Source organism: bacterium (assembly GCA_013360215.1).
In the GTDB taxonomy this organism is placed as follows: domain Bacteria; phylum CLD3; class CLD3; order SB21; family SB21; genus JABWCP01.
Map to the genome: position 1 here is coordinate 1 of JABWCP010000040.1, position 18,444 is coordinate 18,444.

The 18,444-nt window shown below is 47.0% G+C and carries 14 protein-coding genes; 4 read left to right on the top strand and 10 right to left on the bottom strand.

Annotated elements, in window-relative coordinates; genetic code table 11:
* Nucleotides 1-65: 65 nt before the first annotated feature.
* Complete coding sequence (locus tag HUU58_15265; GenBank protein NUN47033.1) at nt 66-617, bottom strand: bifunctional (p)ppGpp synthetase/guanosine-3',5'-bis(diphosphate) 3'-pyrophosphohydrolase; 552 nt, start codon at nt 615-617, stop codon at nt 66-68.
* 312 nt (nt 618-929) lie between these two features.
* Between HUU58_15265 and HUU58_15270 the strand changes: the two genes are divergently transcribed.
* The 4 genes from HUU58_15270 to HUU58_15285 are packed head-to-tail and all read left to right on the top strand — an operon-like array spanning nt 930 to nt 3,674.
* Nucleotides 930-2,252, top strand: coding sequence for a S41 family peptidase (locus HUU58_15270; protein ID NUN47034.1), 1,323 nt, complete (start codon nt 930-932; stop codon nt 2,250-2,252).
* Between the two features lie 24 nt (nt 2,253-2,276).
* Nucleotides 2,277-2,732, top strand: a complete 456-nt coding sequence (locus HUU58_15275; protein ID NUN47035.1) for a hypothetical protein — start codon at nt 2,277-2,279, stop codon at nt 2,730-2,732.
* Between the two features lie 5 nt (nt 2,733-2,737).
* Nucleotides 2,738-3,238: an RNA polymerase sigma factor gene (locus HUU58_15280; protein ID NUN47036.1), complete on the top strand. Its 501-nt coding sequence runs from the start codon at nt 2,738-2,740 to the stop codon at nt 3,236-3,238.
* Nucleotides 3,231-3,674: a hypothetical protein gene (locus HUU58_15285; protein ID NUN47037.1), complete on the top strand. Its 444-nt coding sequence runs from the start codon at nt 3,231-3,233 to the stop codon at nt 3,672-3,674. Before HUU58_15280 ends, HUU58_15285 begins: the two co-directional genes overlap by 8 nt.
* A gap of 1 nt (nt 3,675) precedes the next feature.
* Here HUU58_15285 and HUU58_15290 read toward each other — a convergent pair whose 3' ends face one another.
* The 9 genes from HUU58_15290 to HUU58_15330 all read right to left on the bottom strand — a co-directional run.
* On the bottom strand, nt 3,676-4,167 hold the full coding sequence (locus HUU58_15290) for a hypothetical protein (GenBank protein ID NUN47038.1): 492 nt from the start codon (nt 4,165-4,167) through the stop codon (nt 3,676-3,678).
* A 22-nt stretch (nt 4,168-4,189) separates the two neighbouring features.
* Complete coding sequence (gene udk / locus HUU58_15295) at nt 4,190-4,822, bottom strand: uridine kinase (protein NUN47039.1); 633 nt, start codon at nt 4,820-4,822, stop codon at nt 4,190-4,192.
* 9 nt (nt 4,823-4,831) lie between these two features.
* Nucleotides 4,832-7,150 carry a xanthine dehydrogenase molybdopterin binding subunit gene (xdhB, locus tag HUU58_15300; GenBank protein ID NUN47040.1) on the bottom strand — a complete coding sequence of 773 codons (2,319 nt, stop codon included), beginning with the start codon at nt 7,148-7,150 and terminating at the stop codon, nt 4,832-4,834.
* 40 nt (nt 7,151-7,190) lie between these two features.
* The gene (locus HUU58_15305) at nt 7,191-10,403 is read right to left on the bottom strand and encodes a caspase family protein (protein ID NUN47041.1); all 3,213 of its coding nucleotides are present in this window, start codon (nt 10,401-10,403) and stop codon (nt 7,191-7,193) included.
* Between the two features lie 34 nt (nt 10,404-10,437).
* Entirely contained in the window at nt 10,438-10,767 is a 330-nt protein-coding gene (locus HUU58_15310) for a DHCW motif cupin fold protein (protein NUN47042.1), read from the bottom strand.
* Between the two features lie 286 nt (nt 10,768-11,053).
* A complete protein-coding gene (gene xdhA / locus HUU58_15315) occupies nt 11,054-12,496 on the bottom strand; it encodes a xanthine dehydrogenase small subunit (protein ID NUN47043.1) in 1,443 nt (480 codons plus the stop codon).
* Nucleotides 12,497-12,546: 50 nt separating this feature from the next.
* Entirely contained in the window at nt 12,547-12,876 is a 330-nt protein-coding gene (locus HUU58_15320) for a DMT family protein (GenBank protein NUN47044.1), read from the bottom strand.
* A 23-nt stretch (nt 12,877-12,899) separates the two neighbouring features.
* Complete coding sequence (locus HUU58_15325; GenBank protein ID NUN47045.1) at nt 12,900-16,349, bottom strand: methylmalonyl-CoA mutase family protein; 3,450 nt, start codon at nt 16,347-16,349, stop codon at nt 12,900-12,902.
* A gap of 330 nt (nt 16,350-16,679) precedes the next feature.
* On the bottom strand, nt 16,680-18,444 hold a 1,765-nt coding region (locus tag HUU58_15330), incomplete at its 5' end, for a T9SS type A sorting domain-containing protein (protein ID NUN47046.1).

Below are 18,444 nucleotides of genomic sequence, written 5' to 3' on the forward strand. Positions count from 1 at the left end.
AACGGACGTTTTCACGGTAAAACGATCGTAGAGCATATTCGATCTAAAGAATGAGTTGCATTTAGCTACGGAATTAATGCGTGACCTTCGGCTAATACCTGATCGTAGAACAATTCTAGCGCAGGATTGACACCTCGCAATCCCGTCACCACTTTTTCAGTCCAATCATAATATTCTTTACGCCGCAGCGTATCCCATCCTCGTGGCGGCGAATGCGTCACATCGCGTACGTTGCAAATCTTGTCGGCAAGGCGTATGACCTTAGCGGCAGGGCTCAATGCGGCAGCGGTAGCAATCTGCTTTTGTTTACGTTCGCTCTTCATTAACGACGGATCGTCGGTTACTTCTAATACCATAGTAAGAACAGTCTTTCCGAATAATCCGAGGATTTCATCGGGTGTGGTTTGTGTATCCTCTATGGTATCATGTAAAATTGCGGCCACGATAATATCGGGATCGCGTACTTCAGCTACACGCCAAAGTAACTCTGCAACCTGAATCGGATGATTGATATACGGCGACGCAGCAGGATCTTTGCGTCGCTGGTGCCGGTGTTTTTCGGCTGAAAAATGTATGGCGGATAAAATCTGCGTGAGATGTTGTTCCGAGAAAACCACAGCGCTCCTTATGTGCAGTCAAAAAAAAAATATGTCAAAACGCGTGAATGCGGTATGGAGTTTTTTTTCAAGAATCCTCAATCGTAATCAAGCTACGACTGTAACTATCAACAATACAAGGAACATTTACACTTGGTCTGGCACTAATATAATTGTTGATATGAGCTTAAGTATGAGTCTTGTGATGACGTTCGTATAAAGTTCTTTATCAAATGTGTGCGGCCTCTTTCTGATAAAATTAATTACGCGTTGTTAACCTTTCTACGTATCAAACGTCTTAGTATAAAGGCTTCTTTATACTAAGGAGAACGTATGACCCGGTATGTATTCATTTTGTACATGGCGCTATTCGCTGGGATAGTACATGCATCAGCCCAACAAATTACACATGAACAGAAAGCCGCGATTATTGAAACAACGGCAGGTTTGTTAGATGAACATTATGTTTTTCCGGATAAAGCAAAAATCGTCGGAAAGATGCTGGTAGATAAATTGAAAAATAGGGGATATGATTCGTTCAGAGATGGGGAGGCGTTTATTCAGGTTCTCAATGAAGATTTGACCACAGCTTTATCTGATCAACATATTAAGATTACTTTTGATCCGCGTCGCGTTAAACAAATTAAAATGGAAAAAGACAATGATGGTAAAAAATTACCGTTGACTAAAGAATGGTTCGAGCGATTGCGTTTTGAAAATTTCAGACTTCGCAAAGTGGAATGGATGGATGGAAATATAGGCTATTTTCGTTTCCTAAATTTTACCGAACTTGATGTGGCCAAGGAAGCGATCAGCGCTTCAATGACGTTTATAAGACATTCTGATGCCATCATAATAGATTTGCGGGACAATGGCGGCGGTCATTCCGAAACCTTGCATTATTTGCTTAGTTATTTTTTGCCGGATCGCCAGAAAATCGGTGAGTTTCACTATCGTAAAAACAATCGCGTTGAAGAAATTAGGATTCCATCGGATACATCCGTAAAGAAAATTCCGAATGATGTGCCGTTATTTCTTTTGGTGAGTCGTAAAACCTCATCGGCGGCGGAAGGTATGGCATCGGTGCTGCAGTCGTCGGGGCGCGCCATAGTTGTCGGTGAACGGACTAGAGGCGAAGGAAATCCTGGAGAATTGTTTATACTAAATGACAATCTGTACATGATGATTCCAACAGCGGTCAGCAAGAATGTGTGGCCCGAAAAACTGCCGGTGGAAGGTCATGGTGTTCAGCCGGATCATGTCATCGCTTCTGAGCTCGCACTTGAAAAGGCGAAACTGGAGATATGTAAAACTTTCGCTTCTTCTTCCAAGATAAAGGAATTAAAACAATCCTACCTTTGGCAAATACCGGTGTGGGAATATGCAATAGCTCCGCAAACCATGCCCGAATACTTCCGGAGTACGCTGTGTGGTTCTTACAACGAAGGAAGGCAAATAATTTACGAAAACGGAATGTATTATTATGTCAATAAGGATAAACAGCAGTTCAGACTTATGAATTACGGGCAAAATATATTGGCGATGGAAGGGAAACCATTTGTTCGAATACGAATACCTGCCAATGAGCAAAAAATAACGTATTTTGAGTTTATATGGGATGATGAGTTTTCTGAGCGAGTTGCACGCATCGAATAACCAATACAGAATCGGAGAAATATTATGTTAGAAGAAGTCGTACTGTTTCCTGCGCTAATGCTGTTGATCGGGTGGGCTTTATGGCTCTGGACGCGTAAGACACAAATGCGTCATCGGGAACGACTGAAACAATTGGAATTGCAGCATGAGTTGGCAAAAAAATTTTCATCCAGCCCGGAATTCATAACATTTGTACAAAGTGAAGAAGGGAAAAGAATATTTACAAATCATGAATCGGGAGTTCATTTTAAAATAATCCGTTATGTGACCGGCGCATTATTACTGATGCTAATAGGCGTTGCTATGATTATCAACGCGTATTCATATCGTTTTGAGACGGATTCAAATTATGTGAGTAAAGCGCAGGACTTTTATTATTGGGGTAGTCTTGCCGTTGCCATCGGAATCGGGCTTGCTGTCAATGCATACGTCACCGTATGGCTTGGCAAAAAATGGAACTTATTCGGTGACCGCAAGTAACCGACATGCGAGAAGATGATTTTAAAATATTTTACGAATCCTACGCAAAGACGTTATGGGCTTATGCATTGCGCCTGACCGGTGATGCATCGTTGGCAGACGATATTGTGCAAGAGAGCTTTATTCGTCTGTTGCATCGCGATATAGATTCACTTACGGACGCGCAACGCAAATCCTATCTGTTTCAAACGGCGACTAATCTATTCAGGGACCACTTGCGTAAAACCAAAAGAACAGTGGCATGGGACGACGTAGATGAGAATGTGTTCATGAAGACGGCTGTGTACGGAGAAGCCGTGGATTTTACCACTGCGTTTGATCAATTACCGCCGCAACAACGCGCACTTTTGTGGATGGCGTATGCCGAAGATTATACCCATGAAGAAATTGCACGTGCTTTGGAATTAAAACCATCCAGCGTAAAAGTATTACTTTTCAGAGCGAAAAAACAATTGACAGACGTACTCACCCGTTTAGGAATAACAAAGGAAAACCGGCATGACTAACTGTGAATACGAAGCTAAAGTGTTACAATCAATAACTGACAACCGATGGAGTGATGAGATTCACCATCATATCCGTGAATGTGAAAATTGCCGAATGATTGCAGAAGTAACACCCCGAATCAAAATACTGCGCGATGAAACTAAAAATCAGGCTGTGGTTCCATTTTATCGCTGGATATACATACAGGCCGCAATACGGTTAAAAGAGAAAAAAACGGCACAGCTGAAATTCAGAAGTAATATCATGCTTGCTCTGACAGTCCTAATCGCATGTATCGGTGTGACGTTGCTTTTTGAGTTCAACGGGTATTCTCCGCTAAATGTATCGAAACAATGGGGTAGTTCGGATGTTTTGTTCGTTTTGACGGGATTGGGAGTATGGCTTCTATCGCAATGGCCACTACATTTTATCGGCGAAATAGAGAATCAAAAATAATTTATCTAAGGTACGTTTCAGATACGGCGTAATAAATGGCCATGAGCCCGCTAAAAACGCTGCTTGCAATAAAACGCCGTTCGAGAGGAACTGTGTTTTGTATGATGTAGTTACCGGCAAAAGAAATCACGATCGCACCGGTAAAAGAAGATAAGCCGCTCATCCAGGAAGTGTGTAGTAAAACCGATAACGAAGGCCAAGTCAGAATGGTTGACGGGTTGAGACTTGCACGAATAAGAAAAATATGCCGGGCGATCCAAAGCGGATTAAAATATGCGATAGCGGCGAGTGTGCGTGGGAACCAATGGTTGAAAGTTCGGTTGATCCATCCGAAGTATAAGGGGATCTCAAACGCATAGATCAAACCGCCCGCGAGAGCCATTGTCACAATGCGTACTGCGTTAACCTCACCCCATATGATTTGCGTTATCAGATCGCCCAAAGGGTATATGATAAACCCGGCTATGCGGTTCTTATTGAGAAATGTGCGCATTGTTTTGGGTGGTCGCCGTAGCTTATTGGATTTCGTTTAGCAGCGTGCGGATTTTAGTCATCAGAATATCCACGCCGACGACATTTTCTACACCGTGCGGGATGATAATATCGGCATAGCGTTTGGAGGGTTCGACAAATTGTAAGTGCATGGGGCGCACAAATTTTTCATACTGCTCGATGACGGAATCAATCGTACGTGCACGCTCACGTATATCTCTCTGCAAACGGCGAATCAGCCTAACATCCGCGTCGGTATCAATATAGACTTTGATATCCATCAGATCGCGTAATTCGGGGTTTTCTAAAATCAGAATACCTTCCAGTAGGATCACTTTGTGCGGTTCGAGAGCTGTCACTTCCGAAGTGCGTGCATGGGTCTTATGATCGTAGTTGGGAATGCGAATGGTTTCCCCGCGCAGCGCTTGTTTAAGATGATCAACTAACAAATGATTATCGAAAGCGTCGGGATGATCAAAATTATGACCGGCGCGTTCCTGATGCGGGATTTGCGATAAATCTTTGTAATACGAATCCTGAGCGATGATGACTACTTGATTATGACCGCCAAGGGTTTCAAAGATTTTTTTGGATACGGATGTTTTACCGGAAGCAGTTCCTCCGGCGACGCCGATCAAGATGTGTTTTTTGGACATAGATGTATGTTACTGTGGTTTTATTTTGGATTTCAATTTTTCGATGGCTGTTAATACGGCTTCATTCGTAGCCGGTAATGTAAATTCCGGCTCGTAGCGATGATGGCTTACGGCCGACACGGCATCTTTGATCGCGAGCCAGCCTGAAAGACCTAGCATAAAAGGCGGTTCGGCGACGGCTTTACTGGAATGTATCGTATTGGCGTTGGGTGCGTTTTGTAAAAGTGCAACGCGAAAATCTTTGGGAATATCCTGCACGCCGGGGATTTTGTACGTATCGGGCGAATGGGTGAGTAAACGACCCGCCGCGTCGTGTTTTATTTCTTCGGTGGTACACCAACCGAGGCCTTGAATATAGCCGCCTTCGATCTGGCCTATGTCGATCGCAGGATTGATGGATTCGCCGACATCGTGCAATATATCCGAGCGTAAAAATGAATACCCGCCGGTGAGCGTGTCAACCAACACTTCAGTAATGCACATACCGTAAGCAAAATAATGAAAAGGTCGTCCTTCGCCTTTTTCTCTGTCAAAAAATATTCCCGGTGTACGATAATAACCTGTAGCACTGAGGCTGACCTGTTTCATAACCGCGATCGGCATCAGTTCGTCAAATTTTATAAGACGCTTTGGATAACGCATATCATAAACCGTATCATCCTCAAATACGATATCATCCGGCGATGAGCGCACTTCGAGAGCCCGCTCATTAAAATAATCCGCGGCGACACGCATCAATCGCAATTTTAATTGATCAATCGCATTTTTGACGGCCATGCCGTTGAGATCCGTTCCGGCCGAAGCCGCTGTGGCGGATGTATTCGGAACTTTAGATGTATTGGTCGCATTGACTTTGATGCGGGTGAGAGGCACGCCGAGTTCTTTGGCAGCAATTTGAGCAATTTTCGTGTGGAGTCCCTGACCCATTTCCGTGCCACCGTGGTTGACGAGTACGCTGCCGTCTTTGTAGATATGAACCAGTGCGCCGGCTTGATTGAGAAAAGAAGTCGTAAATGAAATACCGAATTTTACCGGCGTGAGGGCTATCCCTTTTTTCTGAAATTCATTCTCGGTGTTAAACAGGTGAATGGCGCGGCGGCGCTCCCAATAATCGGAAGTATTCATAAGTTGTTCAAAGATGACCGGCAAACGATTTTGTTCGATCACTTGCCCGTAAGGCGTCGTCTGATTTTCGTTCGTTCCGTAAAAATTAATTTGACGGACTTCTGCGGCATCTTTTTGCAGGCTTCGTGCTATCTGGTCAATGATGTTTTCGATAACGGCCATACCTTGCGGGCCGCCGAATCCGCGAAATGCTGTGTTGGATGGAAGATTGGTTTTCCATGCGTTGCCGATGATCTCGATATGCGGGATGAAATAAGCATTGTCACTGTGCAACATCGCACGTTCTAAAATCGCAAAAGATAAATCCGTAGCAGCGCCGGCGTCGGCATTCAGTTCGATCTTTAGAGCCGTGATTTTTCCGTGGTCATCAAATCCGACTTCATAATGCGATAAAAACGGGTGACGTTTTCCCGTCATGATCTGATCGTCATCACGAAATAGTCGAATTTTTACATGGCGTCCGGTGGACCGGGCCAGCAAAGCCGCCCACGCAGCCGTGTGGTTGCCTTGCGTTTCTTTACCGCCGAAACCGCCGCCCATACGCCGCACTTCGACGACGACGTCATGTTTGGCAATGCCTAAAACTTCGGAGACAATCGCTTGCGTTTCGGAAGGATGTTGTGTGGAACTGTAGAGATTGATTTCATCGCCTTCGCCCGGTACCGCAAGACAGGTCTGTGTTTCTAAATACCAGTGTTCCTGCGCTCCGGTAAACAGCGACCCGTTAAGCCGATACGCTGCGTTTTGCAAGTACTCATCGGGTTTGCCGCGACGGATTTTTCGCGCCGGTCCGAGCAGTGCATTTTTTTGAATCGCGGTCGGCAAATCGGTAATCACTTCCAGAGGCTCATATTCGATTTTTATTTTTTTCGCCGCCTGAAAGCATGCTTCGGGTGAGTCACCCGCAATCAGTACGATAGCCTGGCCGATACAGGTCGTTTCGTGTTCTGCGAGGCACGGTTCATCATGTACAACGGGCCCCATTTGGTTGTGGCCGGGTATATCGCGCCAGGTCAGCACGGCATGGATTCCCGCGGAAGCGCGTGCATCTTCAAGTTCGATATGCGTGATGCGTGCGTGTGCATGAGCACTATACACCACGTGACCGTGCAGCATTTGCGGCGGCTCCGGGATGTCGTCAATATAAACCGAACGGCCGGACACATGTTTGGCCGCGCTGTCATGAGGGATGGAGGAGTGCATGAATAAATCTATCAAATATATTTTGAAATGCAATTTTCGTTCACGGGCGTTTCCGGAGTACGGGAAGTTTGACGGTTTGAAAAATGTTATCACGATCAACGGTCGGGTGCTGCTGATCGCCGGACCATGATGCGACCGTTTCGCGGAGATACCGGCGTAACTCCTGCGTATCTATAAATGAATCCCGATTGGTATCCGCGGCACCGTTAAACGCCTGCATCAAAGCTTCTGTAAAAAGACCGTTGGCAAAATCATCGCGTTCATACGAATACTCGCCACCGAGAGATGAGGAAAACACGATCGCACCGGAACGCCGCGAAAGATTGTTGTATATGTAACGATCTTTTTGATACAGGTAACGCCGTTTTTTCCCGGGTGTGCGAAAACCGCGCACTGCCCGCGAACGTGCCGGGATATTATTTTGAGCCGACAACGTACCGCCTTCGTCTTCTGCCTCGCCTGATTCGCACGTATCCATAAAAAATAATTTGCGACGGGGCGCTATACCGTGCAGCAGATTTTCAAACTCTTCAAACGGAATGGATGATGATTCCAAATGTTCGCGATCGGCTTCATAGGGGAGATAATAATACGTGGCATCCGTCCCGGCGGAATACATGCCGTGACCCGCAATAAACATGATGACGACATCATTAGGACCTGCCGATTGTAGAAATTCGGCCGCCGATCGTAATTGGTTTCGCGTAACACGGTCGTTGAGAAACGTATGCACGTGCGTACTTTGTGCGGATGGTAAAGATGAAAACATCGCGGCCAGATCGCGTACATCCTTGTCCGCGTAACGAAGATTCAGCATGGAGTCACGGTATTGCGAAACACCAAATCCGAGAAAATAAATATGTGACGGCGATTGCACGGGCGACGTAACCTGTTGCCACGCGCGCAACGATTCAATACCTCGTTCATCACGGCACGACACTTCGATTTTGTTCGTACCGGATATCAATAAAACAGAATCGCTGGCGATTACGTGATGCCCGTTGATCGGTTTTCCATGCACACCAAACAGGGGTACGTTATTGACATAGATTTGATAGGATCGAAGCGAACTTTGCTCCGAGGCGAATATCAACTCCATATGAACGGTTATATTATTTTGACGGCTTTCACGGATCACTACGGTTGGTGCGGTAGTTGTGGGGTTGGTTCCGGCGTCGGATGGTAATCGTTTCCGATAGCACGCCGCGTAATGTTGGCGTAGCTCGTCACTGCCGATCGCCAAACGTTCGAGAATCAAGTCCGGTCTGTTATTCGCTGTGGCAAATTGATCTACACCATAAGCGTGCATGGAGTTGATCATTGCGACAAATCGGCCGCCACCGGTCGAAGCGTCAAATAAACCTTCGGGAGTGAACATGATCCATTCGTGATCATCGGACATAAAAACGGCGTTTTCCATGAGGCCCACATGCCAAAGACGCGAAGTACCGTCATCGCCGCCGCTAAGGAGATGTTTGCCATCCGGTGAAAAAGCGAGCGTGTTGACGTATCCGACGTGACCGGTAAAAGTCTTAACCGGCGCACCATCCATCCGGCACAATTCTATTTTATCGTTGACGGTATAGGCTAAGAATTTTCCGTCCGGCGAAAATGCAACGGCACCAAAATTTTTACCGTGATCAGTTGGGATTTCGAAAACAGTATTGCCAGCACGATCGCGTACAATAAGATTTTTGTTATCATTGACATTAAGAGCGGCAAAATACTTTCCGTCCGGCGAAAAACGAACACTGACGATCATGCCGTAATCACCATGCCCGGTGAGTGTTTTTTGTAATGTTCCGTTACTATGCCAAAGTTTTACTTCACCGAAATTGCTGCCTGTTATTATGCTGTGGCCGTCGGGCGCTACGCTGATCGAGTTGACGCGATCTTTGATCGGGCCGAACGTGCGCTCACGGATTTTGGTTTTGATATTCCAAACCGAAACGCGGCGATCAAACCCGCCTGAAAGAATGCGTTCGCCGTCGGGCGTGAAGGTAATGCAATCAATCGGAGATTGTGCGTTGAAAGTTGCCAACAAACGACCTTCCAAAGAGTATACATGTACAAACCCGTCACCGGTTCCTACAGCGAATAACGCGCCGTTGGGTGAAACATCCATCGCCATGACGATCTTGGATGGTGTCTGGATACGTGCATAAATGCCACCTGTAGTATTCCACACGACAATACGTTGATCCCAATGGGCGGTTATAAAATGTTCACGATCGGGCGTCCAAGCGATACTTTGTACCCAATGACCGCCTTCGCCCGGTTGGTATGTCGTACCGATAACCTGCTGGAGAGTGCCGTCCGATTTCCAAAGCGCTGCCGATTTGTCGAAACTTGCGCTGGCGATTTCCATGCCGTCCGGCGAAAAACATACATCGGAAATGGCTTCACGATGAAGGCGTTCAAATTTGCGTAATGTCTTTCCGTCACGATCCCAGATGCGCATGGTACGATCATAGCTGCCGGATAAAAGAAATTTTCCGTCGTTCGAAATATCAAGTGCATATATGTTATCGCTGTGGCCGCTGTAGGTGCGAATCAGTTTTCCTTCGAGCGACCATTCGCGGATAAACGGATCAAATCCGGAAGTGAAAAGGGAAGTCCCGTCGGGTGAAAAAAGCACATTGGTCACTTTTGCAGAAAATTTTCGGATTATACCTACGCTGTCACCGAAACAGTTCCATATACGAACGGATTGATCTTCACTGCAACTGGCGATCAAAAGCCCGTCGGATGAAAAAGCAACGCCAAGTACCATGCCGCGATGGCCTTCCAAAGCGTTTTCGAACGTGCCGTCAATATTTCCCAAAACAACGGCATTGTGATTGCCGAAGGCAAACCGAAGCCCGTCCGGTGCAAATTGAATTGACGTGACCGGGCCTTGATCCGTTTCAAATGTGTTGACCAGTTTTCCGAGTACATTCCACAAATAGATTTGTTTACCGCTGCCGGCCGCGATGATATGTTTTCCGTCGGGTGAAAAACGTGCTGACCATACCGGCTCTTCAGCCGTGAAGATACGCATCAAGCGTCCGTCGCGACTCCACAGGCGTACCGTGCGATCATGCGAGGCGGTGATGAAAGTTTTGCCGTCCGGAGCAAAATCCACCGACGCGACTTCACCGGTATGCGTACTCTGAATAACCATTTCAAACGTTGCATTCTGTGCCTTTATATAAGGAACGAAAGCGATGAATAACCCAAAAAAAACTACGGCACTCTGGAAACTGTGTTTCAAATGATCACCAATTTTTTATTATTAAAAGTATAGTTTAATCAACAATGAGGAGTTTGACGCCCGATGCGGAATACGAGCGGTGCGGTTCGGCATGATCGGCTACGATATAACTCATGCCTTGCGTGAGTTCAAATCGGCGCCCGTCTTGCAGTTCGGATACAAAAGCGCCTTCCAGCACAAACACGGCATGGCCTTTTTCACACCAATGATCGGCGAGATAACCGGGTGAATACGTCACGATACGCATGCGTACATTACCGTGCGAAACGGTTTGCCACAACGCTTGGCCGGTTTCGCCTTGATGCGTCACCGGCGATGTATTGGATAAATCAAAAACCTGAAATGGTGCGTTTTCAATACGCATAGAAAAAACTCCTTAACCGATAGAGTAGTGAAAAAACGAATTAATAGCGGCCTCATGATTGTCAAAATATAAGCAGTAAATCAAGCGCTCGTCGTTTTAGCGCATTTAAATTCAATTATGAAGGTTTTGATAATTTTTGAGTCTTCGCGTCTTGGCGAGAATGAATTTACCCTCGCAAAGCCGCAAAGAGATATAGAAAGAAATTTTTTGATATAGTAAGTGCACATACCTCTCAAAGATAGTCGCCGAATCAACCGTACGTCGCAAGTACGCAATTACGAGGCTGTTAACACATTAAATTCGTCTCACTCCAAAATTTCAACAGGAGATTGCGGGCCACCGTGCGTCTAAATTCGGCACCGGAGCGCGCATCGGATATGGGACGAAATTCCAAGTCAATGAGGGGCATTGCAGATTCGATGGCAGCGCGTGTCCAAGGTTTGCCGGTGAGGAAAGCTTCGGTGCGTTCGGCACGTTTGGTTTTTTCAGCCATGCCGCCATAAGCCATAATGATTTTTCGGATGGCACCGTCGTTGCTACGCTCAAGCCGAAATGCCGCGCTGACGGTGGATATGTCAAGGTCTTTGCGCTTAGATACCTTGTATGAACGTACAATCGTACCGGGTTGGACTTTGGGAAGTTTTACAGCCGTGATGATTTCATCGGCTTTACGAACGGTCGTACGGTAACCGGTGATAAATGCATCCATATCCACGCGGCGTTGACCGTGTACGCTTTCCAATAGAATTTTGGCTTGATACGCCAATAATACGGGCAACGTATCCCCGATGGGCGAAGCGCTTCCGAGATTTCCGCCGAGCGTGGCGAGATGACGTATTTGCAGCGAGCCGAATACTTGGAGTATGTCATACAGCGCAGGGTGTGAAGTTTTTACGATGTCTCGCACTTGGTTGAGCGAAAGTCCGGCACCGAGGATCAATTTGTCGCCCGATTCCGATACATTTTTGAGTTCCGGTACATCGGAGAGGTCGAGAATAGAAGTAAGCGATTCGTGCTTTTTAGTCACACGCAGTGTGATGTCGGTGGCGCCGCTGATGATCAGGGCTTCCGGGTGTTCGGCAAGGTAAAGTAAGGCCTCACTGAGAGTGGCGGGTTTGACATAGCGATGGTGCACTGTGTGAATCGCAATCGTCCCGTGTATGATCGTCGAAAGCTGATCGTAGTGGCGCGATTCGTTTTCGCTCAGCGCGTCGTGCCTTTCATTCACACAGGCTGTGGCCGCCGCTTCGACGATCGGACGGTAACCCGTGCAGCGACAGAGATTACCGGTCAGCGCATCGTTGATGGTTTCGCGCGTGGGGTTGGGATGATTTTTATACAGTGCGAACATGGACATGACGAAACCCGGCGTACAAAAACCGCATTGCGTTCCGTGTTTTTCGACCAACGCATGTTGCACGGGGTGAAGATGTTTTTCATCGCGTGTGAGGCTTTCTACGGTCAGAAGCTGTTTACCATGGAGCATCGGTAAAAATATCAAACAACTGTCCACGGCGGTGTAGCGTACCGTGCCGGCTTGTGCGGTTTCGCCGATGACCACCGTACATGCGCCGCAGTCGCCTTCCGCGCAACCTTCTTTGGTGCCTTTGCGATCCGGCAAACTGCGCAGGTACTGCAGGACCGTCGTGATCGGTGTATAAGGACAGTCCGGTCCGAACGTAATAGATTCGTGCCGACCGTCGAGTAAAAAAGAAATCGTGTTTTTCATGAGCCAACTTTCAGGATATCAGCCGTGATAGGGGATAACGCGTGACGGAACTACCACTTTTTGAATATGAAAAAAACAGCAGCGATCATCAGAGCGAAGCCCACGAGGTAATTCCATTTTAATTCTTCTTTGAGGTACAATACGGAAAACACACAAAATACGGTAAGCGTGATGACTTCCTGAATGGTTTTGAGTTCTGCGGCATTAAATCGTCCGTGACCCCAGCGATTGGCCGGCACTTGAAAGCAATATTCCACAAACGCGATACCCCAGCTTATGAGAATGGCAATCCACAACGGCGAATCTTTATACTTCAGATGGCCGTACCATGCAAAAGTCATAAAGATATTGGAAATCGTCAGGAGTATGATCGTGTCCATGCAAATTGAATTCGTTTGTCTTCCTACATATTCCTGCGGTATTGACCGCCGACCTTATACAGCGTGGAACTGATTTGTCCCAAGGAACATGTTTTGGCCGTTTCCATCAGTTGTTCGAAAATATTGCCGTTTTGCAGAGCCACTTGGGACAACGTGTCCAAGGCGCCTTGGGTCGTGCCATCGTTGGTTTTCCAAAAATTATGCACGTTGACGATCTGCTGTTCTTTTTCTTCTTTGGTTGAGCGGATGAGTTCCGTCGGTTGCGCTTCGCTTACGCCTTTGGGATTGAGAAACGTATTGACGCCGATGATCGGAAGTTTGCCGTCGTGTTTGAGGCTTTCGTACAGCAAAGATTCTTCCTGTATTTTATTGCGCTGATACATCGTTTCCATCGCACCTAATACACCGCCGCGTTCGGAGATGCGATCAAATTCGCCCAGAATCGCCTCTTCCACGAGATCGGTCAACTCTTCGATGATGAAAGAGCCCTGGAGTGAATTTTCATTCTTCGCTAAACCGAGTTCTTTATTGATGATGAGCTGAATCGCCATGGCACGTCGTACGGATTCCTCCGTCGGCGTCGTGATCGCTTCGTCGTAGGCATTGGTGTGGAGCGAATTGCAGTTATCGTAGATCGCCATCAGTGCTTGCAGCGTGGTGCGAATGTCGTTGAAATCAATCTCCATCGCATGCAAACTGCGACCGCTGGTCTGGATGTGGTATTTGAGTTTTTGCGAACGGTCATTGCCTTTGTATTTGTACTTCATGGCGATAGACCAGATGCGGCGCGCACAACGACCGATAACGGAATATTCCGGATCAAGCCCGTTGCTGAAAAAGAACGAAAGATTCGGCGCAAAGTCGTCCACATGCATTCCGCGCGAGAGATAGTATTCCACAAAAGTGAATCCGTTGGATAATGTAAAAGCGGCCTGCGTGATCGGGTTGGCACCGGCTTCGGCGATGTGGTATCCGGAAATGCTGACGGAGTAGTGATTGCGAATTTGTTTACGTACGTAATAATCCTGCATGTCGCCCATCATTTTGAGAGCAAACTCCGTCGAGAAGATACAAGTGTTCTGCGCCTGATCTTCTTTGAGAATATCCGCCTGCACCGTGCCGCGCACGACCTTGAGCGTATCGGCTTTGATTTTTTCATAGGTTTCCCGATCTACCAAGCGGTCTCCCGTCGTGCCGAGCGTACCGTATCCGAAAAGCACGCCGTCGTATTTGATGGCTTTTTCATAATGCGGATGGCTGTGATCAAATTTGGTTTTGTTCAGTTTATCCGTTTTACCGTTTTGCCGTAGGTGTTTTTCGACCTGTTGATCAATGGCGGTATTAAAGAACATGGCGAGAATCATCGGCGCAGGGCCGTTGATCGTCATGGAGACGGACGTATTGGGATCGCAGAGGTCAAATCCGGCATACAGTTTTTTCATGTCGTCGAGCGTACAGATCGAAACGCCGGAATTGCCGATTTTGCCGTAAATGTCCGGACGGTAATCGGGGTCTTCGCCGTAGAGCGTGACGGAATCAAACGCCGTGGACAAACGTGCATAAGGCTGAGATTTGGACAAATAATGAAAACGACGATTGGTGCGTTCGGGTGTTCCTTCGCCGGCAAACATACGCGTCGGATCTTCGCTGGTGCGTTTGAATGGGAAAACGCCGGCCGTATAGGGAAATTCGCCGGGCACATTTTCTTTCATGATCCATGACAGCAGATCGCCCCAATCCTGATACCGAGGGAGGGAAACTTTGGGAATGCGTGTACCGGAAAGCGAGTGCGTCGAAAGTTCGTTGATGATCTCCTTATCGCGCACTTTGGTGATCATTTTGTCCTGTGCATAAAGTTTTTTAAATTCATTCCACTCTTCGAGGCGTTTACGAAATTCCGGGCGCAACCGGATATTCAGATTATCCAACATGCGATCAAGCGCGGTGATGAGTTCGGCGGTATTGGATACTTTATTAAAATCAAGTTGTACCGATCCGTCCACGCCTTGCTCCATATCAAACGAGCGCAACTGTCCGCCGGCGATTTGATCCTGATTTTGAAAAACCGACTTGGTGCCGCTGAGTTGATAGATTTTACGCGCTACGTCGGATTGTTCTGCCGCAAAACGGTGATAACCCCGGACCGTGTCGGTGATTTCGCTGAGGTACCGCGTCCGTTCGGGCGGGATGATAAATTTCTTTTTACTCATCTCATCCGTCATCGTCATACGGGTATTCCAGCCGATGTTGGTTTTTTTATTAAGCGCGGCGATGAGATGCACATACAGCGTATTGACGCCGGGATCGTTAAATTGGCTGGCGATGGTTCCGAAAATAGGCAACGTTTCGTCTTCGGCGGTAAACATCTTGCGGGAGCGTTTGTACTGTTTGCGTACGTCGCGCAGCGCGTCGAGCGAACCGCGTTTGTCAAATTTGTTGAGCACGACGATATCGGCAAAATCAATCATATCGATTTTTTCGAGCTGGGTCGCTGCGCCGAAATCGCTGGTCATCACATACATCGCGACATCCACGAGGTCCACGATTTCCGAATCCGACTGACCGATACCGGCGGTTTCGACGATGATGAGATCAAACGCTGCGGCTTTGACGATTTCGATAGCTTCCTGAATGGCTTTACTCAGTGCCAGATTGGATTGGCGCGTGGCGAGCGAACGCATATACACGCGGTCATTGACGATGCTGTTCATGCGAATGCGGTCACCCAGCAGAGCGCCGCCGGTCTTACGTTTGGACGGATCAACGGAAATGATGGCCACGGTTTTATCCGTAAAATCATGAATAAAACGGCGTACCAGTTCGTCCGTGAGTGAACTTTTGCCGGCGCCGCCGGTACCTGTGATGCCGAGAATCGGTATGCGTGTAGCCGGTTTGATTTTTTCTAATTTTTTACGAAGCTGGTCGAGTGCGCCGTTACTTTCTTCGACGGCGTTTTCGGCATACGTGATCAGTTTGGCGATGGTGCCCGGATTTTTTTTAGGTAAAGCGTCCACTTCGCCGTTGACGTGATCGATCGTCGGAAAATCCGTACGTCGCAGCATATCGTTGATCATGCCTTGCAGCCCCATGATGCGACCGTCTTCGGGGGAGTATATCCGGTCAATGCCGTACGCTTCGAGTTCTTTGATTTCGTCGGGAACGATCACACCGCCGCCGCCGCCGAAAATTTTGATATGTTTGGCGCCTTTCTGATTGAGCAGATCGCGCATGTATTTGAAGTATTCGACGTGGCCACCCTGATACGAACTCATCGCGATGGCTTGCGCGTCTTCCTGTATGGCCGTATTGACTACGTCTTCGGCGCTGCGATTGTGTCCGAGGTGAATGACTTCCGCGCCCGACGATTGCAGGATACGGCGCATCACATTGATGCTCGCGTCGTGCCCGTCAAAAAGACTGGCCGCAGTAACAAATCGGATTTTATGTTTGGGTTTGTAAACTTCCGTTTCCATGCTGTATCCTTAAAAAATAGATTTTGCTTAATTTGAAGGTACGCGTGAAACATAAAAAATTTGCCGCACATTCTCAACGGGTTTGTGGGGAAATGAGTGATAGATAGACAATAGCATTTCTCTCTTCTTAGCGTCTCTGCGAGAAACAATTCATGTTCATGAGAAGTTACAACGATCAAATTGGAATACATGCTCGCCAAGACGCTAAGAACTTGTAAAGTTTTTCTGTTTAGCGTCTCTGCGAGATGTTTTTATACTCATATATAGCAACTAAAAAAAACGGCACAGGCGAATAACCTGTGCCGCGTAAATAGGTATTTGATTCTTTACTTACTTCATCAGCGTGATCTTGTGGCTTTGTGTGAGAGTGCCCGCTTCAAGCCGCACGATGTATATGCCGCTTGGTTGCATATTGCCGCTGTCATTGGTTGCATCCCACTGCACGGTGTGCCTACCGGTGGACTTGACACCACGATAAAGCGTCTTCACTTTCTGCCCGAGCGTATTATAGACCGTCAGCTTTATTTGCGTCTCTTGCGGCACTTCAAAGGCAATCGTTGTACTGGGATTAAAAGGATTAGGATAGTTGGCGGTGATTCTAAACTGTTCGGGCATGGAAGAAAGTGAGGATGCGGAAGAAGTTTTGGACAATAATGCCGGCTTGATCTCAGGCGTAGTGCTTGGGATTGTTTCCGGTATAGATTTTGCCCCCATTGATTCCTCTTGATCCAATGCTTCTACATATGGGTCAAGTCCTTCCGTATAAGGATCGTTTTCTGTCCAGCGGAAGTGATAACCTGAGGCACGTACGGTTTCTTTGATCGGACGAAGCCATTCTTTTTTCTCCACATCGCTCATCGTACTAAAGTCTAGCTGCAATCCGTAAGAACTCGAATTGTCAGACGCTACGCTTTGCGATAGATCGCTCTCTTTTGAAGCTATCGGATTACCGCCACAACCTTCACACTGGCCTACATAATCTACTGAATAATCTTCTGCGGTGTACATTGCTACCTCATTGATGGTGTCCCGCATAAAATAACGAAGCTGGAAGCAATATTCGTATGAATCCATAGGGACTACGCTAGCCGACGCTCCTGTAGATAGAGGCTGCCATACACCGCTAAAATTCCATTTGATGAACCATTGGAAACTGGCTTTGTATGATCCGGTCATATTAGAATAATAATTAAGCGTTTGTTTCTGTGTGAATATCTGCGGCCCTTGTACGGCAGCTACATGATTGCTCTGCTTATATATCGCTTTGGCATCCACGGCATTGGAGGCGACATAAAACGTCCGCACCGTATCAAATAATACGCCGTCAGACCATTTGCTAAAATAGATATTACTACCGGCTTTTAGGCGGGTCACGACGGGTACATTGGTGCCCTGAAAACCCAGTGCAGCGCGGTAAGTCTGATCTTTGGCCAAAGTTTGATTTACTCCATTGATACTCACTGTGACGGGTGACATGGCCGCTGTTGAAGTCGGAGTAATACTGAAGTTTTTGAAAAATGAAGTAACCGGTGCGCCTATCTCAGCTATGTTCCATATAGCGCGTGTAGCGCCCTCGCTTATCGGTGTTGATAGTAAGTTCTCGTATTGACTGCAATACAAATTATTTGTTGAAGCATCGTAGGTAACGAAAAAATCTTTATTCGGATAGTAGGGACTACTGGAACTAATATTTCCATAGATATCACGGCCATACCGGCAATCCCGTGTATCAATAGTAATCGTGCGCGAAAACGTTAAGTTGATTGTTATCGTTATCAGATATTTACCGTAATCAAAAATGCGGTCGCACCCATTATTACTAGGGCTAGTCGTCGAATAGCCTTGAGTTGAAGCACCCACCAACAAAATATCTTTATTGAATGTTTGTTCCAAATACTGGGTGTGACCTGCCGGGATCGGAGTGAGCGAACTATCGTAATGTACATCGCCAGTTGATAGGTCAAATCGTGGTGTCCATTTGATCTGAACATAACTAGTACCGTAATTGATGATTTTTACTTTCAATTCGTAGGTAACCAACAGCCCATCGGCATAGAGATGATCAAGGCACGCAAGGCCTAAAACAATAAAAATA

Excerpts from the sequence above, each read along its gene's own strand:
- HUU58_15290 (NUN47038.1), bottom strand. The coding sequence starts at position 4,167 with ATGCGCACATTTCTCAATAAGAACCGCATAGCCGGGTTTATCATATAC.
- HUU58_15310 (NUN47042.1), bottom strand. The coding sequence starts at position 10,767 with ATGCGTATTGAAAACGCACCATTTCAGGTTTTTGATTTATCCAATACA.
- HUU58_15325 (NUN47045.1), bottom strand. The coding sequence starts at position 16,349 with ATGGAAACGGAAGTTTACAAACCCAAACATAAAATCCGATTTGTTACT.
- udk (NUN47039.1), bottom strand. The coding sequence starts at position 4,822 with ATGTCCAAAAAACACATCTTGATCGGCGTCGCCGGAGGAACTGCTTCC.
- xdhA (NUN47043.1), bottom strand. The coding sequence starts at position 12,496 with ATGAAAAACACGATTTCTTTTTTACTCGACGGTCGGCACGAATCTATT.
- HUU58_15320 (NUN47044.1), bottom strand. The coding sequence starts at position 12,876 with ATGGACACGATCATACTCCTGACGATTTCCAATATCTTTATGACTTTT.
- HUU58_15270 (NUN47034.1), top strand. The coding sequence starts at position 930 with ATGACCCGGTATGTATTCATTTTGTACATGGCGCTATTCGCTGGGATA.
- HUU58_15275 (NUN47035.1), top strand. The coding sequence starts at position 2,277 with ATGTTAGAAGAAGTCGTACTGTTTCCTGCGCTAATGCTGTTGATCGGG.
- xdhB (NUN47040.1), bottom strand. The coding sequence starts at position 7,150 with ATGCACTCCTCCATCCCTCATGACAGCGCGGCCAAACATGTGTCCGGC.
- HUU58_15280 (NUN47036.1), top strand. The coding sequence starts at position 2,738 with ATGCGAGAAGATGATTTTAAAATATTTTACGAATCCTACGCAAAGACG.
- HUU58_15285 (NUN47037.1), top strand. The coding sequence starts at position 3,231 with ATGACTAACTGTGAATACGAAGCTAAAGTGTTACAATCAATAACTGAC.